The following is an 18,502-nucleotide window of genomic DNA, read 5'->3' on the forward strand; positions in this document are numbered from 1 at the left end:
CCAGTCTCCCAGACCCTTCCGGGTGAACAACCTATTGAGACATCACATCTAGCCCGCGCCCATGGCCCCGGCGGACCGGCGGCGGCGCCGCACGCGCGCGACTTGATCCGCATCATCCTGCCGCTGGCCCGGCGCTCCAAGATGGGTCCCGTTGCCGCGCCCCGCGGCCCCCACAGGACCCCACCGGAGAAGCCCATGAACATCGCCAGCCTTTGCCAACGCGCCGCCGTGGCCATCGACGCCGACGCCCCCCTCAACGAAGCCGCCCACCGGATGTTCGACGAACACGTCGGCGCCTTGCTCGTGGTCACCGGCGAGAACCCGCCCCAGGTGGTGGGCGTGGTGACCGACCGCGACATCGTGATCGACGCCCTGGCGCGCTCCAGCGCGGCCGGCGTCGATCTGCGCATCGGCCACCTGGCCAAATCGCCGCCGCTCGCGGTGCGCGGCACGGCCGACGTGCACGAAGCGGCCAGCGCCATGGAGCAGGCCGGTGTGCGCCGGCTGCTGGTGGTCGAGGAGGACGGCGGCGTGGTCGGCGTGCTCTCCATCGACGACCTGTTCGCCGCCGTGGCCGAGGAACTGCGGCTGCTCGCCGGCGCGCTGCGCAAGGGCCTCGCCCACGAACACCAGGACCGCCAGGCACCTTTGCCCCCCCAGGGCCAGCGCCCGGTGTACCCCTACTTCGGCACGGCGGCCACGCACTGAGGCCGGGTCAACATGGACAGCATTCTCGTCGTCCACTATTCGTACACCGGCGTGTCGCGCCGCGCGGCGCAGCTGCTCGCCTCGCACCACGGTTGGCCGCTGGGCCAGGTGGAAGACCTGCACCGGCGCGCCGGCGCCAGCGGCACCTGGCGCTGCGTGCTCGACTCCCTGCTGAGCCGCCGGCCGCGCATCCGCTACGCGGGGCCCCGGCCCGAGGACTTCCGCACCGTGGTGCTGGTCGCGCCCATCTGGATGTACCGCCTGGCGGGGCCGATGCGCAGCTTCCTGCACGCACACCGACTGCGCCGCGTGGCCGTGGTCGTGACCATGGGCTCGGCCGGCGCCTCCAACGCCTTCGCCGAGGTCCAGCGGCTCACCGGCAAGCCACCGGTGGCGACGCTGGCGCTGACCGCGCGCGAGGTGGAAACGGGCAGCGGCACCACGCGCCTGCTCGACATGGGCGAGCGGCTGCGCCCCGGACACACGGCCGCTCGCCTGAGCGCGGCGATGGGCTGAGGCGGCCATGCTGAAGGACAAGACCGCCCTGGTGACCGGCGCCGCCTCGGGCATCGGCCGCGCCATCGCCCTGGCCTATGCGCGCGAGGGCGCTCGCGTGGTGGTGTCGGACACCGACGCCGACGGCGGCCAGGCCACGGTGGCGCAGGTGCGCGAGCGCGGCGGCCAGGCCCTCTTCGTCGCCGCCGACGTCACCAAGCCCCGCGACCACGAGCGCCTGGTGCAGCGCTGCCTCAAGCAGTTCGGCCGCCTCGACATCGCCTGCAACAACGCGGGCATCGGCGGGGAGCTGGCGCCCACCGCCGACTACCCGCTGGAGGCCTGGGACCGCGTGATCGGCATCAACCTCTCGGGCGTGTTCCTTGGCCTGCGCGCCCAGATCCCGGCCATGCTCAAGGGCGGCGGTGGCGCCATCGTCAACATCGCCTCCATCCTGGGCGCGGTGGGCTTCGCCAACGCGCCCGCCTACACCGCGGCCAAGCACGGCGTGGTGGGTCTCACGCAGGCGGCCGCGCTGGAGTACGGCGCGCAGGGCATACGGCTCAACGCGGTCGGCCCGGGCTTCATCCACACCCCCATGATCGCGCGCCTGGAAGACGACCCGGCCTCGGCCGCGCAGCTCGTGGCGCTGCACCCGATCGGGCGCCTGGGCCGGCCCGAGGAGGTGGCCGAACTGGTGCTCTGGCTCAGCGGCCCGGCGGCGTCCTTCGTCACGGGCGCCTACTACCCCGTGGACGGCGGTTACCTCGCGCGCTGAGCGCGCGGGGTACCGGCCCACGTCAGCGGGCGCGCTCGCCCAGCGCCCGCAGGCGGGCCTGCCAGCGCGTCACGTCCCGCGCGCCGAACCGCCCCACCCCGCCCACCACCGTGTCGCGCACCGGCGCGAAACCCACGAACCCCAGGATGTTGCGCTTGAGCGCCTTGAGGCTGTGGGCGCGATAGAACCAGCGGTAGGCCAGCGCGGGCATGCCCATGGTCACCACGACGCGCGCCGAGCGCCCGCCCAGGCCCCGGCGCGTGCCGAGCGCGCTGGTCGCGTCGTAGCGGAACGCGAAGCCGGGCCGCGCCACCTGTTCGAGAAAGCCCTTGAGCAAGGCCGGCATGCCGCCCAGCCAGAGCGGGTACACCAGCACGAGGTGCGTCGCCCAGCGGATGTCTTCCTGCGCCGGCGCCAGCGCGGCCGGCACGGCGCCGCGCTCCCATTCGCCCGGGCTGCGCAGCAAGGGGAAGTCCAGGTCCGCCACGCGGATCTGCCGCACCGCGTGGCCGGCCGAGCGCGCGCCCGCGGCGTAGGCGTCCGCGAGCGCATGGCAGAGGTGGGAGGTCCCGGGCTCGGGGTGGCCCTGGACGATGAGCACGCGGGCGGGTGGCGGGACCATGCGCGCACTGTAGGCCGGGCGCGACGGCGGGGGCTTGACGGGCGTCAAGGGGCGGGCGCCGGCCCCCACCGTTGCGGAAACAGAAACGCTGCGTTGCCCCCGGGGTGGTTTTTTCAACTAGGGGAAAACCCTAAAGTACACCCATGCCAGACAGAAAACGGCATTGACAGACAAACACCACCAACAACCACCCATCTTCAAGGAATTGCCATGAAAACCGCTCAAAACCTCGCCCTCTCCATCGCCCTTGCCCTGGGCGCCGGTGCCGCCTTCGCCGAAGGCCCCATCGAAGGCAACGAAGTCTTCAACTTCCAATCCACCCTGAGCCGCGCCGAAGTGCAGGCCCAGGCCGTGCAAGCCAACCGGGCCGGCCTGGTCGCCCGCGGCGAGATCGTCCCCGTGCAGGAAACCGTGGCCGACAGCGGCCTGAGCCGTGCGCAGGTCCGCGCCGAGACCATCGAAGCCCGTCGCCTGGGCCTGATCGCCAGCGGCGAGATCCTGCCGGTGGCCACGCCCGCCCAGGTCGAGCAGATCCGCACCGCCGGCCTGCGCGCCGTGGGCGGCGACAAGCTGGTGCAGTCGGGCCAGCCCGCCGTGACCGCCCACTGAGCGGCCAACGCCTGCACGACAACGGCCCTGCGGGGCCGTTTTCTTTTGCGCCCGCGCCGTCCCGCAGAATCCGATCTGCGATACTGGACGTAATTAACTCAATAGAGAATTAAAGCGCGTGAACAAGCCCTCCCCCGCGGCCCCCGAAGAGCGCCTGCGCGACGCCGACCGATCGCAGGCCACCATCCTCAAGGCCGCGCGCGACGAGTTCTCCGAACACGGGTTGGGCGGCGCGCGCATGGACCGCATCGCCGAGCGCGCGGGCCTGAACAAGCGGCTCATCTACTACTACTTCGAGGACAAGGAACGGCTGTTCCAGGCGGTGCTGGAGCAGACCTACCACCACATCCGCGAAGAAGAGCACAAGCTCAACCTGCTGCACCTCAAGCCCGAAACCGCGCTGCGCCGCCTGGTGGAGTTCACCTGGCACTACTACCTCGAGCACCCCGAGTTCCTCACCCTGCTCAACAGCGCCAACCTGCACAAGGCGCGGCACCTGGCGCAGTCCGAACGGGCGCGCGAACTGAACTCGCCGCTGGTCCTCATGCTGCAGGACATCATCGAGCGCGGCCAGGCCGACGGCAGCTTTCGCGGCGGCATCGACCCAGTGCAGCTCTACGTGTCGATCGCCGGGCTGGCGTACTTCTACCTGTCGAACAACCACACGCTGTCGGCCATCTTCGGGCGCGACCTGATGGCCCCCAAGGCCCTCAACGAACGGCTCTCGCACATGTGCGACGTGATCCTAGGGTATGTCCTGAGAGGCTGAGCCGGCGGGTGCCTTGACGGCGGGGGGAGCGGTTCCTAGCATTAACCGTTCGGTGAATTAACCCCCAGGAGACATCGCATGACCACCGCCCGGCCTCTGCGCCAGTTGCTCGCCGCCTCCCTGCTCGCCGCCGCCGCCGGCGGCGCCTTCGCCCAATGGAAGCCCGACCGCCCGATCACGCTGATCGTGCCCTGGGCGCCCGGCGGCTCCACCGACCAGGTCACGCGCGTGACCGCGGCCGAGTTGGAGAAGCACCTGGGCCAGAAGATCGTCATCCTGAACCAGCCAGGCGCCTCGGGCTCGGTGGGCACCAAGAACGCGCTGGCCGCGCCGGCCGACGGCTACACCTGGACGGCCGGCGGCGCCAAGGACCTGGGCACCTACAAGGTGCTGGGCATGCTGGACACCTCCATCGCCGACTGGAACCTGTACCTCAATGTGGCGCACATCGCGGTGGTCGGCGTCAACGCGGACACGCCGTACAAGACCATGGACGACCTGCTCAAGGCCATGAAGGCCAACCCGGGCACGGTCTCGGTGGCCACGGCGGGCGTGAACTCCAGCGGCCACTCGGCGATCGAGGCGCTGTCGCGCGCGGCCGGCGTCACCTACAAGCACGTCACCTACGACGGCGGCGCGCCGGCCGCGGTGGCCGCCGCCTCGGGCGAGACGCAGGTGACCACGCAGCTCGCGGCCGAGCAGACCGACATGATCCGCGCCAAGAAGATCCGCCCGCTCGCGGTGGTGGGCGACAAATCGATCGAGATCGAGGGCTTCGGCACCATCCCGCCGCTGTCGCAGTTCATCCCGGGCTTCAAGGACCCGATCAACTACTTCGGCGTCTTCGTGCCCAAGGCCGCGCCGCCCGAGGTGGCGCAGACGCTCAACCGCCTCTGGGCCACCGAGATGAGCAAGAGCGAGGCGCTGAAGAAGTACGCGCAGTCGCGCGGCGCCATGTTCGCGCCGATGGCGGGCGAAGAAGCGCAGAAGGCCGTGTTCCCCGCGGTCCAGGCCTATGCCTGGACGCAGCAGGCCGCCGGCAAGGCCAAGGTGTCGCCCGACACCGTGGGCATCCCCAAGCCCTGACGCACCGCGGGGTACCACATGACCGAGGGCGGAACCGCCGCCCGCTCCGATCTGCGGGGCGGGGCGGGCTGGGTGGGCTTTGGCCTGCTGATCCTGATCGGCTCCTGGCGCATGGAGCGCTTCGAGTCCATGGGCGCGCAGCTCTACGCCATGCCGGGCTTCGTGCCGGGCCTGCTGGGCGGCGCCCTGGTGCTGCTGGGCGCGGTGCTGATGCTGCGCGGCTGGACGCGCCGGCGCCACGCCGCCCGCGCGGGCGGCGCCCCTGAAGCCGGCCCCGCGCCGCTGATCAACCGCCGCATCGCCGCCACGCTGGCGCTGACGCTGGCCTACGCGGCGGTGCTGATCGGGCGCCTGCCGTTCTGGCTGGCCACGGCGGCCTTCGTCGCGGCCTTCGTGGCGCTGTACGCGCCGAGCGAGCAGCGCCCCGCGCGCCGCCTGGCGGTGGCGCTGCTGGCCGGCGCGCTCACCTCGGCCGTGGTCACCTGGGTGTTCCAGTCCATCTTCCTGGTCCGCCTTCCCTGAGCCCCACGCACCATGTTCGACGGTCTGCTCCTGTTCGGCCAATCCATCGCCCACTTCTCCTCGCCCTCGACGATCGGCCTGGCCCTGCTGGCCTCGCTGGTGGGCGTGGTCATGGGCGCCCTGCCCGGCCTCACGGCCACCATGGCGCTGGCGCTCATGACCACGCTCACGCTCAAGCTGCCGCCCTCGCAGGCGCTGCTGATCCTGATCTGCACCTACGTGGGCTCCATCTACGGCGGCTCGCGTTCGGCCATCCTGCTCAACATCCCGGGCACGCCGGCCTCGGCCGCGTCCTGCCTGGACGGCTACACCCTGGCCCGCCAGGGCCTGGCCGGGCGCGCCATGGGCATCGCCACCACCGGCTCGGTGATGGGCACGCTGATCGGCATGTTCTTCCTCGCCACGCTCACGCCGGTGCTGGGCGGCCTGGCGCTGAAGTTCGGCGCCTACGAGTTCTTCTGGCTCGCGCTGTTCGGCGTCATCATCGCCGGCACGCTCACCGGCGACGACCCGCTCAAGGGCTGGATCGCCGGCATCGCGGGCCTGTTCGTGGCCACCATCGGACAAGAGCCGCAGTACGGCTACGAGCGCTTCGCCTGGGGCCTGCGCGACCTGGCGGGTGGCATCCAGCTGGTGCCCGCGCTGGTCGGCGCCTTCGGCTTCGCCGAACTGCTCACCAGCATGCGCGCGCGCCAGGCGCCGGTGACCATCAGCGCCTTCGACACCGTCATCCCCAAGCTGCGCGACGTCTTCCAGTACTGGCGCACCATCCTGCGCTCGGGCCTCATCGGCACCGGCGTGGGCATCGTCCCCGGCGTGGGAGAGGACGTGGCGGCCTGGTCGTCCTACGCCGCCGCCAAGCGCGCCAGCCAGGAGAAAGAAAAATTCGGCAAGGGCTCGGTGGAAGGCCTGATGGCCGCCGAGACCGGCGACAACGCCTGCGTGCCGGGCGCGATGATCCCGGTGCTCACGCTGGCCATTCCGGGCTCGGCGCCGGCCGCCGTGCTGATGGCCGCGATGATCATCCACGGCGTCAAGCCAGGCCCCATGATCATGGTGGAGAGCCCGCAGTTCGTGTACGACGTGGTGGCCATGATGCTGTTCGCCACCATCGGCATCCTGATCTACGGCCTGGTGCTCACCAAGGCCCTGGTGCAGGTGCTGCGCGTGCCCCAGCACCTGATCGTGCCCATCATCTTCGTGCTCTGCGCCGTCGGCAGCTTCGCCATCGCGGGCCGGCTGTTCGACATCTACGTGATGCTGGCCTTCGGCTTGATCGGCTTCGCCTTGCGCCACCATGGCTACCCCATGGCGCCGCTGGTGCTGGGCATCGTGCTGGGTGACCTGCTGGAGAAGAACCTGCGCCGCGCGCTGATCCTCTCCGACGGCGACCTCACGCCCTTTTTCACCCGGCCCATCGCCGCCGCCGTGGCGGCATTGATCTTCGCCACCATCGCCTGGCGGGTGTGGTCCCTGGTCCGCCCCTCCCGCACGGGGCGCGCGCCGGCATGAAGCTCTCGCTATGCAACGAAGTGCTGCACCCGCTGCCGCTGGCCGCGCAGTGCGAGGCCGCCGCGCGCTGGGGCTACGCGGCGCTGGAGCTCGCGCCCTTCACCCTGGCCCACGACCCCTCCACGCTGCGCGCCGCCGACGCGCGCCGCTGGCGCGACACGGCGCAACGACAGGGCCTGGCCATCAGCAGCCTGCACTGGCTGCTGGTGCGGCCCGAGGGCCTGTCGCTGGTGAGCGATGACGCCGCGCAGCGCCGGCGCACGCTGGACCTGCTGCGCCAGCTGATCGACCTGGCCGCCGACTGCGGCGCGCGCGTGCTGGTGCACGGCTCGCCGCGCCAGCGCTCGCCCGGCCCGGGGCAGAGCGTGGCCGACGCGCTCGCGCGCTTCGAGGCCGCGCTGGCCGAGCTCGCGCCGCACGCCGCCGCGGCCGGCGTCACCTACTGCGTGGAACCCCTGGGCCGCTTCGAGACCCCGGTGATCAACACCGTGGCCGAGGCCGCCGGCCTGGTGGACCGCATTGGCTCGCCCGCGCTGCGCACCATGCTCGACGTGAGCGCGGCCTCGCACAGCGAGAGCGAGCCCGTGCACGAGGTGCTGCGCCGCTTCCTGGCCAGCGGGCACATCGCGCACGTGCAGCTCAACGACCACAACCGGCGCGGCCCCGGCCAGGGCGACACCGACCAGCGCCCCGTGCTGCAGGCGCTCAAGGACAGCGGCTACGCCGGCTGGGTGGCGGTGGAACCCTTCGACTACATGCCCGACGGCCCAGGCTGCGCCGAGGCCAGCGCGCGCCACGTGCACGAACTTTGGAGCCAACTGACATGAACGGCGTGAACCTGCGCCTGCACACCATCGAGCTGTACGAGCGCCACGTCACGCTGCGCCTGCCCTTTCGCTTCGGCGCGGCCACGGTCACGCAATGCCCGCAGGCCTTCGTGCGCGTGCACGCCGAGGCCCAGGGCCGCCGCGTGGAGGGCGCCGGCGCCGAGCTGATGGTGCCCAAGTGGTTCGACAAGTCGCCCGCGCTCACGCACGAACAGAACTTCGAGCAGCTGCGCGAGTCGCTGCGCAACGCGCGCGAGGCGCTGCTGGCCCAGCGCGATCCGCTCACGCCTTTCGCGCACTCGCAGTCGGGTGGCGAATCGGCCATCGCCGTGTCGGTGGCCCGCGGCCTGCCGCGCCTGGCCGCGCAGTTCGGCGCCGCGCTGCTGGACAAGGCCGTGGCCGACGCGGCCCTGCGCGCGGCCGGCCTGTCGTGGGTGGACGGCCTGCGCGCCGGTGCGCTGGGCGATCCCTGGAGCGCGGGCCTCACGATCGCCCGTCCCGACGCGGTGGTGCTGCGCCACACCGTCGGCCTGGCCGACCGCCTCAACGACGACGACCCCGGCAGCGACCCCGGCGACGGCCTGCCCGCCACGCTGGAGGCCGCCATCCGCCGCCAGGGCCTGCACCACTTCAAGCTCAAGCTCAGCGGGCGCATCGAGGCCGACGTGGACCGCCTCTCGCGCATCGCCGCCGTGCTGCGCGCGCACGCGCCCGAGCACCGCGTCACGCTGGACGGCAACGAAACCTTCGCCGACGCCGCCAGCCTGGGCGCCTATTGGCAGGCGCTGCGCGCCACGCCCGCGCTGGCCGATCTGCTGCGGCGCACCCTGCTGCTGGAGCAGCCGCTGGCGCGCGCCGTGGCGCTGCGCGAACCCATCGCGCCGCTGGGCATCGACGTCCCCGTGATCCTCGACGAATCCGACGACCACGCCCACGCGCTCGACGAGGGCCTGGCCCTGGGCTACCGCGGCATCTCGAGCAAGGCCTGCAAGGGCATCTACCGTTCGCTGCGCAACGCGCGGCGCATCGCGCAGGACCCGCGCCTGCTGCTGTCGGGCGAGGACCTCACCTGCCAGGCTGGCCTGGCGGTGCAGCAGGACACGCTGCTCGCCGCCAGCCTGGGCGTGCGCCACATCGAGCGCAACGGCCACCACTACGTGGACGGCTTCGGCAGCGCGCCCGCCGAGGAGGCCCAGGCCTTCGCCAGCGCCCACGCGGGCTTCTACGACAACGGCGGCGGCCGGCCCCGCCTCGCGGTGCGCGAGGGCCGGCTGGACCTGCGCTCGCTGCACACGCCGGGCTTCGCCAGCGCGGCGGCGCCGCTGTGGCGCAGCCTGAAAGCCATCGACTGACTTCCCCAACACCCCCAAGGAGACCCATGAAAACCCTCTTCGCCGCGGCCCTGGCCGTGTCCACCCTGGCCCTGGGCCTGCCCGCCGCCGCGCAGGGCGGCTACCCGAACAAGGCGATCCGCGTGATCGTGCCGTTCGCCGCCGGCAGCACCACGGACATCATCGCCCGCGCCATCACCGACAAGATGAGCCAGAGCATGGGCCAGCCGGTGATCGTGGACAACCGCGGCGGCGCCAGCGGCACCATCGGCCAGGCCGCGGTGGCCACGGCCGCGCCCGATGGCTACACCATCATGATCCACTCGTCCTCGCACACGGTGAGCCCCTCCACCTTCGCGAAACTCTCCTTCGACACCGCGAACGATTTCGCCGGGGTCACGCCGATCTCCTCCACGCCCAACGTGCTGGTGATCGCGCCCGGCAAGAACCTCAAGACCCTGCCGCAGCTCGTGGCCCACGCCAAGGCCCACCCCGGCAAGATGAACTTCGCCTCGGCCGGCCAGGGCAGCGCCACGCACCTGAACGCCGAGAAGTTCAAGATGGCCGCGCAGATCGACGCGGTGAACATTCCCTTCAAGGGCTCGGCCGAGGCCGTGACCGAGGTGATCGCGGGCCGCGTGGACTACTACTTCTCGCCCATCGCGCCCGTCATCGGCCAGATCAAGGACGGCCAGCTGCTCGCCCTGGCCGTGGGCTCGCCGCGCCGCGCCAGCGCCCTGCCCGAGGTGCCCACCACCGCCGAGGCCGGCGTGCCCGGCTCCGAGTTCAACTTCTGGATCGGGATGATGGCGCCGGCCAAGACGCCGCGCGACATCGTCAACCGCCTGCACGACGAGGTGGTGAAGGCCCTGGCCACGCCCGAGGTGAAGGAACGCTTCCTCAAGCTCGGCGCCGACGCCTGGACGCTCAAGCCCGAGCAGTTCGACGCCTACATCAAGGACGAGATCAAGGCCAACGCGGCCCTGGTCAAGGCCGCCGGCCTGCAGGTCGGCAACTGAATCCCCCGCACGACGACAGCACCAGCAAGGACCTTCACATGGCAGTCAAGACACTCGGCCTCATCATGCACGGCGTGACCGGGCGCATGGGCATGAACCAGCACCTCATCCGTTCGATCTGCGCCATCCGCGCCCAGGGCGGTGTCGCCCTGAGCAACGGCGACCGCGTGATGCCCGACCCCATCCTCATCGGCCGCAACGCCGAGAAGATCGAGGCCCTGGCCAAGGCGCACGGCATCGCGCGCTGGGGCACCGACCTCGATGCCGCGCTGGCCAACCCCGCCGACACGGTGTTCTTCGACGCCGGCACCACCCAGATGCGCCCCACGCTGCTGGCCAAGGCCATCCGCGCGGGCAAGCACGTCTACTGCGAGAAACCCATCGCCACCAACCTGAACGAGGCGGTGGAGATTGCGCGCCTGGCGCAGGAGGCCGGAAAGAAGCAGGGCCTCAAGCACGGCGCCGTTCAGGACAAGCTCTTCCTGCCCGGCCTGCGCAAGCTCGACATGCTGCGCCGCGCCGGCTTCTTCGGCCGCATGCTCAGCGTGCGCCTGGAGTTCGGCTACTGGGTGTTCGAGGGCGACCTGCAGCCCATCCAGCGCCCGAGCTGGAACTACCGCAAGGAAGACGGCGGCGGCATGATCCTCGACATGATGTGCCACTGGCGCTACGTGCTGGACAACCTGTTCGGCGAGGTGAAGGCGGTGTCCTGCATCGGCACCACGCACATCCCCAAGCGCTGGGACGAGGCCGGCCAGCCCTACGAGTGCACCGCGGACGACGCGGCCTACGCCACCGCCGAGCTCACCGGCCACAACGGCGAGCCCGTGATCGCGCAGCTCAACATGAGCTGGGCCACGCGCGTGAACCGCGACGACCTGGTGACCTTCCACGTCGATGGCACCCACGGGTCCGCCGTCGCCACGCTGACCGGCTGCAAGGCGCAGAGCCGCGTGAACACGCCGCGCCCGGTGTGGAATCCGGACGTGAAGAACACCATGAATTTCTCCGAGCAGTGGCAGGACGTGCCCGACACCCAGGTCTACGACAACGGCTTCAAGATCCAGTGGGAGCACTTCATCCGCCACGTGGTGGAGGACGCGCCCTACCAATGGACCCTGCCCGAAGGCGCCAAGGGCGTGCAGCTGGTGGAGGCCGCGCTGGCGAGCTGGAGCGAGCGCCGCTGGATCGACGTGCCGGCGCTGAAGGTCTGAAGTGAAGTGAACCACCCCCGCCGCGCTTCGCGCGACCCCCTCCAGGGGGCGACACCTGCGGCCCGGCACAGCCGGTTCCGCGGTGTCTCCCGATCAGATCACCTCACGCGAGCCGCCTCGGCATCCGAACAATGAACTTGTCCCTTCAACTGCCCACCGCCTCGGGCGCGATCGAGGCCTACACCCTGCGCGGCAGCGCGCCGGTGAAACCCACACCGGGCCTGACATTCAACCGCATCGCCTACTCGGCCGCGCACGTGGTGGCCGACCCGCGCGCGGCCATCGACCCCTGGCTGCAATGCGCCATCGACTGGGACGCCACCATCGCCTACCGCCAGCGCCTGTGGTCGCTCGGCCTGGGCGTGGCCGAGGCCATGGACACCGCGCAGCGCGGCATGGGCCTGGACTGGCCGACCTCGCTGGAACTCATCCGCCGCTCGCTCGACGCCGCCCAGGACCACCCCGGCGCGCTGGTGGCCTCGGGCTGCGGCACAGACCACCTGGTGCTGGAGCACGTGAAGACGGTCGACGAGGTCATCGCCGGCTACGAGGAACAGATGGCCGCGATCGAGAAGCTCGGCGGCCGGCTCATCGTGATGGCCAGCCGCGCGCTGGCGCGAGTGGCCAAGGGACCGGCCGACTACGAGCGCGTCTACGGCCGCGTGCTGAGCCAGGCGCGGCAGCCCGTGGTGCTGCACTGGCTGGGCGACATGTTCGACCCCGCGCTCGGCGGCTACTGGGGCACCCGGGACCTGGACGCCGCGATGGACACGGCGCTCGGCATCATCGCCGCGCACGCCGGCAAGGTGGACGGCATCAAGATCTCGCTGCTCGACAAGGACAAGGAGATCGCCATGCGCCGGCGCCTGCCGGCCGGCGTTCGCATGTACACGGGCGACGACTTCAACTACGCCGAACTCATCGCGGGCGACGGCTGGGGCAGCGAGCCCACCCACGGCAAGAGCGACGCGCTGCTGGGCATCTTCGACGCCATCGCGCCCGCCGCCAGCGCCGCGCTGGGTGCACTGGCGCAGGGCAACACCCGCCAGTTCCACGACATCCTCGGCCCCACGGTGCCGCTGTCGCGCCACATCTTCGCGGCGCCCACGCGCTTCTACAAAACGGGCGTGGTCTTCATGGCCTGGCTCAACGGCCACCAGAGCCACTTCAGCATGGTGGGCGGCCAGCAAAGCACGCGCTCACTGCCGCACCTGGCCGAGCTGTTCCGCCTGGCCGACGCCGCGAACCTGCTCGAACAGCCCGAGCTGGCGCTGCGGCGCATGAAGACCCTGCTGGCCTTGCACGGGATCGAGTGATGCGCGACTTCTCCACCGACCACCGCTGGTTGTCCATCAACACCGCCACCGTGCGCAAGAGCCAGGGCCAGGACCTGCCGCTGCCGCAGATCCTGGACGCCGTGGCGCGCCACGGCATTCCCGCCATCTCGCCCTGGCGCGACCAGGTCGCGGCCGCCGGCCTGAAGGCCGTCTCCGCGCAGGTGAAGGCCCTGGGCCTGAAGCTCTCGGGCTACTGCCGGGGCGGCATGTTCCCCGCCGTGGACGCGGCCGGCCTGGCCGCCGCGCGCGACGACAACCGCCGCGCCGTGGACGAGGCCTGCGAGCTCGGCGCGCCCTGCCTGGTGCTGGTGGTGGGCGCGCTGCCCGGCGCCCTGACGGGCCAGGCCGCGCACAAGGACATCGCGCGCTCGCGCCAGCAGGTGAGCGAGGGCATCGCCGAGCTGCTTCACTACGCGAAGGACAAGGGCATGCCGCTGGCCATCGAGCCCCTGCACCCCATGTACGCGGCCGACCGCGCCTGCATCAACACCCTGGAGCAGGCCCTGGACGTGTGCGACGCGCTCGACCCCGGGCGCAGCGGCGCGCTCGGCGTGGCGGTGGACGTGTACCACGTGTGGTGGGACCCCAAGCTGCGGGCGCAGATCGAACGCGCAGGCCGCGAGCGCCTGCTGGCCTTCCATGTGTGCGACTGGCTCACGCCCACCACCGACCTGTTGAACGACCGCGGGATGATGGGCGACGGCGTGATCGACATCCCGCGCATCCGCGGCTGGGTGGAGGACCAGGGCTTCGGGGGCTTCAGCGAGGTGGAAATTTTCTCCACCGGCCGCTGGTGGCGGCGCGGGCACGACGAGGTGCTGCAAACCTGCATCGCCCGGCACCGCACTGTGGTCTGAGTCACAGGCGCGGTGTGACCTGGGTCACTTCCCGCCGGGTGGCGCCTGCCCGACACTGGCCGGATCGCCGCCCGCGCGGCCCCGCCCCGCACAAAGGAACCCCATGCAGCCCGCCCCGTTCACGCGTTTGTCCCTGTATGGCCTGCTGGCCCTCGCCCCCGTGGTCGGCGGCGCGCAAAGCGTGCGCAAGCTGGGCGACGGTGAACTCAGTTGCGCGCAGATCTACGCGGAGAGCCAGGCCCTGGAGCAAGCCAGCGAGGCGCAGCGGGCCGATGCCCTGCAGGCCCAGCAGGCCATGACGGACATCCAGAACCAGATGGTGCAGCAGGCCAGCGGCGCGCGCGGCGGCATGGGCTCGGCCATCGGCGGCGGGCTGCTCGGCCTGATCCCGGGCGGCGCGCAGGTGCAGGGCTATGCCATGCAAGCCGCGGCCGAGGCGCGCCGGGCCGACATGCAGGACAGCGTCGACAAGATGATGCAGGCCACCACGCGGCAGATGAACGCGGAGCAGGCCCTGGAGCGCACGCAGGCGCGCAGCGAACACCTGGCCGACCTGTTCCTGAAGAAGGACTGCAAGCTGTCCCAGGTGAAGGCCGGCGCCGACCGGCCTCAGTGACGGTGGGTCAGCGGCACTGTCCGTCCCAGGTGCTCTTCATGTTGGCGATCACGTCGGGGCGGATGCCCAGCCAGGTCTCCACCTTCATGCCCGTGGCCCTGGCCTCGCACTGAAGCCGCGCCGGTGCGGGGGGCGTGGCCGGCATCAGGCGGATCAGGCCGGACAGGGCGCCGCAGTACTGCGGCAGGTTCTTCGCCTGCAAGGCCTTGTCGCGCTGGGCGCGCAGCGTGTCGTACTCGGCGCACTGCGGGTCGGGCGCGGCCAGGGCGGTGGTGGCAAGAAGGGACAGGACGAGACCGAGCAGCGGTTGGGACATGGGAGCGGGCCTGAGCGGGGGCGTTGTGTGGACGGCCGCGAGTATCCCGGGCGCCTGTGCCCGGTGTAAGTGACCCCGGTCACATCGCGGGCGGGGCCACCAGCGTGCCCGCCAGCGCGTCCATCAGTTGCTGCGCCCGCACGGGCTTGTGCAGGTAGGGCACGCCGCTGGCCTTGATGTCGGCGATGCGCTGGGGCGCGGTCTCGCCGGTGACCAGCACGGTGCGCAGCTGCGGCGACGCGCGGCGCAGCGCGAGCAGGTGGTCCAGGCCGTTGCCCTCGCCCGGCAAGCGGAAGTCGGACACCACGGCCTCGATCGGGTGCCGGTCCAGCAGCTGCCGCGCCTGCCCGAGGTCGCCAGCGGGGTACACGGTGCAACCGCAGGAGGAGAGCAGCAAGGCCAGGGCCTCGCGGCCGACCGGCTCGTCGTCGATGACCAGCACGTGGCGCGGCAGCTGCTGCTCGGCCGGCGCGGCCGGCGCCCGCCCGGCGTCCGCCGGCCGGGGCGCGTCGAGCGCGGCGGCCCGTCGCACCCAGACCCGAAAGCGCGTGCCCCGCTGCGGCGCGGACACGAGCGCGATGGGGTGGTCCAGCAGGCCGGACAGCCGCTTGACGATGGACAGGCCGATGCCCAGGCCATGGGCGCGGTCGCGCTGCGGGTTGGCGAGCTGGTAGAACTCGTCGAACACCCGCTGCTGGTGCTCGGCGGCGATGCCGATGCCGGTGTCGATCACCTCGAAGCAGACCCAGCCCTCGCGGGCCGCCGGCGCCCCCGAGCGCGCCGCGATCAGCACGCCACCGCGGCGCGTGTACTTGATGGCGTTGTCGATCAGGTTGCCGAGCAGGCGGGTGAGCAGCTGCGCGTCGCTCACGACGGCCAGGTCGCCCGGCGCGCGGAAGCGGATCTGCAGGTCGCGCGCCTGGGCGCTGCCCGAGAAGGTGTGGCTCAGCGAGAGGAACAGCTCGTGCACCCGCAAGGGCGCCAGCCGGGGCTGCACGGCCCCCGCGTCCAGCCGCGAGATGTCCAGCATGGTGTCGAGCGACTGGTTCAGCACGCGCACCGAGTGGCCCAGCCGCGCGACCGTGCGCGCGCTGTCGGCGTCGAGCCGGGCGCGCTCGAGCACCGAGGTGAACAGCGAGATGGCGTGCAGAGGCTGGCGCAGGTCGTGGCTGGCGGAGGCGAGGAAGCGGCTCTTTTCCCGGTTGGCGTTTTCGACCAGCGCCACCTGCTGCGCCAGGCGGCGCGCGAGGTCTTCCTTTTCGAAGCGGACCGTGAGCGACTGCGCCAGCAGATCGGCCTGCTGGAACGTCCACTTGAGCGTCATCGCCAGAAAGAGCGCCATGCAAAAGGCCAGCACCCAGCCGACCAGGCCGCCGTGCCAGACACAGGCGCTGACCATGCCGGCGGCGGCCGGCACGCTGAACGCGGCGATGGTCTGGCGGTGCGTGGAGACGATGGCCGAGCCCAGCGAGATCGCGCCGATGATGAACAGGGAGATCAGCAGCAGGCCGTCGACGCTGCGGTGCGCGCTCAGCAGCCAGGGCGCGGCCCCCCACATGGCGCCCAGCAAAAAGATGTCGCGCACGCGGCCCCGCAGCACCGCCGACAGCTCGTGGTCCTGCAGCGGGCCCCGGGCCTCCAGCCGCCGCCGCCGCAGGTAGGTGAGCAGCACGGCGGCATAGAACAGGCCGAGCCAGACCAGCGCAAGGCTGGAGGCCCATTTCCAGTAGAAAACGATCGCCAGCGGCGTCGCGAAGGGAATGGGCGAGAGGATGCGCACCGGCCCGGTTTTTTCCAGCAGCAGCTCAAGCTGGATGCGCTGCACCGCCAGCGGCGCGGTGGCTGCGAAGGGGAACTGCCATGGCCAGGCGGTCATGGCGGGCCTCAGGAAAAGCGGCCGATCAGCTCGGCCCGGGAACGCACGTTGAACGAGAGAAAAATCGCCGACACGCAGTTCTTCACCGAGCCCAGCGCCAGCCCGGTCTCGGCCGCGATCGCCCGGTTGTCGAGGCCGCTCAGCAGCAGCTCCAGCACCTGGATCTGGCGGTTGTTCAAGGGCGCCGACGGCAGCCCCGCGCCACGCGCCGCGCCCGGCCCTGCCGCGCCCGGCGCCGCGGCGCGTTCGATCGTGTCGAGCAAACCGCTCAGGTCGCGGGTATCGCCGGTTTTGCAGAAGTACCCCAGAGCGCCGTGGGCCAGCGCCTCCTCGCGCACACGGGCATCGTGCGTGCCCGACACGATGGCCACCCGCAGCCGCGGGTAGAGCCGGCCCAGCAGCTTGAGCCCGGACAGGCCGCGCGCATCGCCCAGGTTCAAGTCGAGCAGGAGCAGGGACACCTCATCGGCGCGGCGCTCCAGGAACGACAGGGCCTGCTCCAGGCTGTGCGCTTCCTCGACATGGAAGCGGTCGGCGAAGCGCTGGGCGATGACCTGGCGCAGGCCCACGCGCACCAGCTCATGGTCGTCCACCACCAGTAGGGTTCTCGGTTGCTGCTGCTCGGACATCGCGGGATCGGCCTTTCCTCTGTCGCTCGCCTGCCATGGGCCAAGCCTATCAGCGCCCCAGGTGCGGGTGTCTGGCGAACAGTTCCGCCGCCCATTCCACGAAGGCCCGCACCTTGGCGCTGAGGTGCCGGTTGGGCGGGTACACCACGTACACCGGGATCGTTTCGCAGGCCCATTCCTCCAGCACCTGCACCAGCTCGCCGCGCTCGATCAGCGGCATGGCGACGAAGCCCCCGGTCTGCCCGATGCCCAGGCCAGCCAGCAGCGCGGCCGTCATGGCGTTGCTCTCGTTGACCGAGAGCCGGTAGCGGCCCGAAATCTCCAGCTTCTGCCCGTCCTTGTGGAATTCGTTCGGGTACATCCGCCCCGTGCGCGTGGAGAAGTAGTTGATCACCGTGTGCTCGGTCTGCAGCTGCTCGGGGTGCGTGGGCGTGCCGTGCGCCTTCAGGTAGGCCGGCGAGGCCACCGTCACCAGCGGCAGGTTGGCGATGCGCCGCGCCACCAGCGACTGCTCCAGCAGCTCGCCGCCGCGGATCACGCAGTCCACGTTGTCGGTGATCAGGTCCACCGGCCGGTCGGTCACGCCCATGTCGAGCTGGATGTCGGGGTAGCGGCGATAGAAGTCGGCCAGCGCGGGAATGAGGATGAGCTGCGCCACCGAGGTCCCCACGTCCACGCGCAGGCGACCGCTGGGCTTGGCCTGGGCATTGGTCATGCTGGCCTCGACGTCGTCGAGGTCATTGAGCAGGCGTGAGGTGCGCTCATAGTAGGCCGCGCCGTCGGGCGTCACCGTCACGCGCCGCGTGGTGCGGTTGAGCAGCTTGACCTTCAGGCGCGACTCCAGGTGCTGCACCAGCTTGGTCACCGTGCCCTTGGGCAGGTCCAGCGATTCCGCGGCCTTGGTGAAGGTGCCCGCCTCCACCACGCGCGCGAACACGCGTATCGATTGCAACTGGTCCATTCCCCGGCTCCTGTGTGTGCTGTGCGGCGATTGTGGGGGCCGGATTGTTCATGCACGGGAAACAGAGCGGTGGCGCGGTCCCGCTTTTTCCGCACGGCCGCTGTGCCTATAGTCGCCGCCATGGATTCCACTGCCTCCCCCTTCGCCGCCGCCGCGGCGCAGACGCTGTCCGTGCCGGGCCAGCCGCCGCTCACGCTGCGTGTGCTGGGCCGCAAGCCGCGCGGCGGCGCACGGCCGCTGGTGCTGCACTTCCATGGCGGCGCGTTCGTCTCGGGCGACCTGGACAGCGGCGCCTGCCTGGCGGAGCTGCTGGCCGGCGCGGGCGCGGTGGTGGCCTCGCTGGCCTACCCGCTGGCGCCCGCGCACCGCTTTCCCGAAGCGCTGGAGGCCGGCTACGCCGCGCTGGAGTGGCTGCACA

At 71.3% G+C, this 18,502-nt stretch carries 21 protein-coding genes; 16 read left to right on the plus strand and 5 right to left on the minus strand.

Going from position 1 to position 18,502, the window contains the following annotated elements; all coding sequences use genetic code 11:
• Positions 1–195 precede the first annotated feature (195 nt).
• From BGO22_RS05115 to BGO22_RS05125, 3 genes are read left to right on the plus strand one after another with little or no spacing between them, the layout of a single operon-like run.
• Positions 196–708 (plus strand): CBS domain-containing protein, encoded by a 513-nt coding sequence (locus tag BGO22_RS05115; RefSeq protein ID WP_070400831.1) that lies wholly within the window; start codon positions 196–198, stop codon positions 706–708.
• Positions 709–720: 12 nt separating this feature from the next.
• Entirely contained in the window at positions 721–1,224 is a 504-nt protein-coding gene (locus BGO22_RS05120) for a flavodoxin family protein (protein ID WP_070400830.1), read from the plus strand.
• Positions 1,225–1,231: 7 nt separating this feature from the next.
• Positions 1,232–1,981 carry a glucose 1-dehydrogenase gene (locus BGO22_RS05125; protein WP_286849485.1) on the plus strand — a complete coding sequence of 250 codons (750 nt, stop codon included), beginning with the start codon at positions 1,232–1,234 and terminating at the stop codon, positions 1,979–1,981.
• A gap of 22 nt (positions 1,982–2,003) precedes the next feature.
• Here BGO22_RS05125 and BGO22_RS05130 read toward each other — a convergent pair whose 3' ends face one another.
• Positions 2,004–2,603 carry an NAD(P)H-dependent oxidoreductase gene (locus BGO22_RS05130; protein ID WP_286849487.1) on the minus strand — a complete coding sequence of 200 codons (600 nt, stop codon included), beginning with the start codon at positions 2,601–2,603 and terminating at the stop codon, positions 2,004–2,006.
• Between the two features lie 210 nt (positions 2,604–2,813).
• Between BGO22_RS05130 and BGO22_RS05135 the strand changes: the two genes are divergently transcribed.
• The 12 genes from BGO22_RS05135 (at position 2,814) to BGO22_RS05190 (ending at position 14,302) form a co-directional block, all read left to right on the plus strand.
• The gene (locus tag BGO22_RS05135) at positions 2,814–3,212 is read left to right on the plus strand and encodes a DUF4148 domain-containing protein (protein ID WP_286849489.1); all 399 of its coding nucleotides are present in this window, start codon (positions 2,814–2,816) and stop codon (positions 3,210–3,212) included.
• A 118-nt stretch (positions 3,213–3,330) separates the two neighbouring features.
• Positions 3,331–3,981 carry a TetR/AcrR family transcriptional regulator gene (locus tag BGO22_RS05140; RefSeq protein ID WP_116958743.1) on the plus strand — a complete coding sequence of 217 codons (651 nt, stop codon included), beginning with the start codon at positions 3,331–3,333 and terminating at the stop codon, positions 3,979–3,981.
• A gap of 78 nt (positions 3,982–4,059) precedes the next feature.
• Entirely contained in the window at positions 4,060–5,067 is a 1,008-nt protein-coding gene (locus BGO22_RS05145; protein ID WP_286849491.1) for a Bug family tripartite tricarboxylate transporter substrate binding protein, read from the plus strand.
• Positions 5,068–5,085: 18 nt separating this feature from the next.
• A complete protein-coding gene (locus tag BGO22_RS05150; protein WP_286849493.1) occupies positions 5,086–5,589 on the plus strand; it encodes a tripartite tricarboxylate transporter TctB family protein in 504 nt (167 codons plus the stop codon).
• Between the two features lie 12 nt (positions 5,590–5,601).
• On the plus strand, positions 5,602–7,101 hold the full coding sequence (locus BGO22_RS05155) for a tripartite tricarboxylate transporter permease (protein ID WP_070400824.1): 1,500 nt from the start codon (positions 5,602–5,604) through the stop codon (positions 7,099–7,101).
• Entirely contained in the window at positions 7,098–7,928 is an 831-nt protein-coding gene (locus tag BGO22_RS05160; RefSeq protein ID WP_286849495.1) for a sugar phosphate isomerase/epimerase family protein, read from the plus strand. The genes BGO22_RS05155 and BGO22_RS05160 overlap by 4 nt, the downstream gene beginning before the upstream one ends.
• On the plus strand, positions 7,925–9,280 hold the full coding sequence (locus tag BGO22_RS05165) for an enolase-like domain-containing protein (RefSeq protein ID WP_286849496.1): 1,356 nt from the start codon (positions 7,925–7,927) through the stop codon (positions 9,278–9,280). Before BGO22_RS05160 ends, BGO22_RS05165 begins: the two co-directional genes overlap by 4 nt.
• Positions 9,281–9,306: 26 nt before the next feature.
• On the plus strand, positions 9,307–10,278 hold the full coding sequence (locus BGO22_RS05170; protein ID WP_070400822.1) for a tripartite tricarboxylate transporter substrate binding protein: 972 nt from the start codon (positions 9,307–9,309) through the stop codon (positions 10,276–10,278).
• Between the two features lie 38 nt (positions 10,279–10,316).
• Entirely contained in the window at positions 10,317–11,492 is a 1,176-nt protein-coding gene (locus BGO22_RS05175) for a Gfo/Idh/MocA family protein (protein WP_204744099.1), read from the plus strand.
• 131 nt (positions 11,493–11,623) lie between these two features.
• Entirely contained in the window at positions 11,624–12,808 is a 1,185-nt protein-coding gene (locus BGO22_RS05180) for a dihydrodipicolinate synthase family protein (RefSeq protein ID WP_204744098.1), read from the plus strand.
• Complete coding sequence (locus BGO22_RS05185) at positions 12,808–13,686, plus strand: sugar phosphate isomerase/epimerase family protein (RefSeq protein WP_286849498.1); 879 nt, start codon at positions 12,808–12,810, stop codon at positions 13,684–13,686. The genes BGO22_RS05180 and BGO22_RS05185 overlap by 1 nt, the downstream gene beginning before the upstream one ends.
• Positions 13,687–13,789: 103 nt before the next feature.
• Entirely contained in the window at positions 13,790–14,302 is a 513-nt protein-coding gene (locus BGO22_RS05190) for a hypothetical protein (RefSeq protein ID WP_286849499.1), read from the plus strand.
• A 7-nt stretch (positions 14,303–14,309) separates the two neighbouring features.
• Here BGO22_RS05190 and BGO22_RS05195 read toward each other — a convergent pair whose 3' ends face one another.
• From BGO22_RS05195 to BGO22_RS05210, 4 genes are all read right to left on the minus strand, one after another.
• Positions 14,310–14,618 carry a hypothetical protein gene (locus BGO22_RS05195; protein WP_070400817.1) on the minus strand — a complete coding sequence of 103 codons (309 nt, stop codon included), beginning with the start codon at positions 14,616–14,618 and terminating at the stop codon, positions 14,310–14,312.
• A gap of 79 nt (positions 14,619–14,697) precedes the next feature.
• On the minus strand, positions 14,698–16,494 hold the full coding sequence (locus BGO22_RS05200) for an ATP-binding response regulator (protein ID WP_286849500.1): 1,797 nt from the start codon (positions 16,492–16,494) through the stop codon (positions 14,698–14,700).
• A gap of 8 nt (positions 16,495–16,502) precedes the next feature.
• The gene (locus BGO22_RS05205; protein WP_286849502.1) at positions 16,503–17,123 is read right to left on the minus strand and encodes a response regulator transcription factor; all 621 of its coding nucleotides are present in this window, start codon (positions 17,121–17,123) and stop codon (positions 16,503–16,505) included.
• A 49-nt stretch (positions 17,124–17,172) separates the two neighbouring features.
• Positions 17,173–18,084: a LysR family transcriptional regulator gene (locus BGO22_RS05210; protein WP_070400814.1), complete on the minus strand. Its 912-nt coding sequence runs from the start codon at positions 18,082–18,084 to the stop codon at positions 17,173–17,175.
• Positions 18,085–18,204: 120 nt separating this feature from the next.
• On the opposite strand from BGO22_RS05210, the gene BGO22_RS05215 reads away from it, so the two are divergent.
• Positions 18,205–18,502: alpha/beta hydrolase (locus BGO22_RS05215; RefSeq protein ID WP_286849504.1), on the plus strand; the 298-nt coding region annotated here is incomplete at its 3' end.

Source organism: Hydrogenophaga sp. 70-12, assembly GCF_001897365.1.
Taxonomy (GTDB): domain Bacteria; phylum Pseudomonadota; class Gammaproteobacteria; order Burkholderiales; family Burkholderiaceae_C; genus Hydrogenophaga; species Hydrogenophaga borbori.

What these genes read in the sequence shown, in the direction of transcription:
- BGO22_RS05115 (WP_070400831.1), top strand. Translation starts at nt 196, where the DNA reads ATGAACATCGCCAGCCTTTGCCAACGCGCCGCCGTGGCCATCGACGCC.
- BGO22_RS05120 (WP_070400830.1), top strand. Translation starts at nt 721, where the DNA reads ATGGACAGCATTCTCGTCGTCCACTATTCGTACACCGGCGTGTCGCGC.
- BGO22_RS05125 (WP_286849485.1), top strand. Translation starts at nt 1,232, where the DNA reads ATGCTGAAGGACAAGACCGCCCTGGTGACCGGCGCCGCCTCGGGCATC.
- BGO22_RS05130 (WP_286849487.1), bottom strand. Translation starts at nt 2,603, where the DNA reads ATGGTCCCGCCACCCGCCCGCGTGCTCATCGTCCAGGGCCACCCCGAG.
- BGO22_RS05135 (WP_286849489.1), top strand. Translation starts at nt 2,814, where the DNA reads ATGAAAACCGCTCAAAACCTCGCCCTCTCCATCGCCCTTGCCCTGGGC.
- BGO22_RS05145 (WP_286849491.1), top strand. Translation starts at nt 4,060, where the DNA reads ATGACCACCGCCCGGCCTCTGCGCCAGTTGCTCGCCGCCTCCCTGCTC.
- BGO22_RS05150 (WP_286849493.1), top strand. Translation starts at nt 5,086, where the DNA reads ATGACCGAGGGCGGAACCGCCGCCCGCTCCGATCTGCGGGGCGGGGCG.
- BGO22_RS05155 (WP_070400824.1), top strand. Translation starts at nt 5,602, where the DNA reads ATGTTCGACGGTCTGCTCCTGTTCGGCCAATCCATCGCCCACTTCTCC.
- BGO22_RS05160 (WP_286849495.1), top strand. Translation starts at nt 7,098, where the DNA reads ATGAAGCTCTCGCTATGCAACGAAGTGCTGCACCCGCTGCCGCTGGCC.
- BGO22_RS05165 (WP_286849496.1), top strand. Translation starts at nt 7,925, where the DNA reads ATGAACGGCGTGAACCTGCGCCTGCACACCATCGAGCTGTACGAGCGC.
- BGO22_RS05170 (WP_070400822.1), top strand. Translation starts at nt 9,307, where the DNA reads ATGAAAACCCTCTTCGCCGCGGCCCTGGCCGTGTCCACCCTGGCCCTG.
- BGO22_RS05175 (WP_204744099.1), top strand. Translation starts at nt 10,317, where the DNA reads ATGGCAGTCAAGACACTCGGCCTCATCATGCACGGCGTGACCGGGCGC.
- BGO22_RS05180 (WP_204744098.1), top strand. Translation starts at nt 11,624, where the DNA reads ATGAACTTGTCCCTTCAACTGCCCACCGCCTCGGGCGCGATCGAGGCC.
- BGO22_RS05185 (WP_286849498.1), top strand. Translation starts at nt 12,808, where the DNA reads ATGCGCGACTTCTCCACCGACCACCGCTGGTTGTCCATCAACACCGCC.
- BGO22_RS05190 (WP_286849499.1), top strand. Translation starts at nt 13,790, where the DNA reads ATGCAGCCCGCCCCGTTCACGCGTTTGTCCCTGTATGGCCTGCTGGCC.
- BGO22_RS05195 (WP_070400817.1), bottom strand. Translation starts at nt 14,618, where the DNA reads ATGTCCCAACCGCTGCTCGGTCTCGTCCTGTCCCTTCTTGCCACCACC.
- BGO22_RS05200 (WP_286849500.1), bottom strand. Translation starts at nt 16,494, where the DNA reads ATGACCGCCTGGCCATGGCAGTTCCCCTTCGCAGCCACCGCGCCGCTG.
- BGO22_RS05205 (WP_286849502.1), bottom strand. Translation starts at nt 17,123, where the DNA reads ATGTCCGAGCAGCAGCAACCGAGAACCCTACTGGTGGTGGACGACCAT.
- BGO22_RS05210 (WP_070400814.1), bottom strand. Translation starts at nt 18,084, where the DNA reads ATGGACCAGTTGCAATCGATACGCGTGTTCGCGCGCGTGGTGGAGGCG.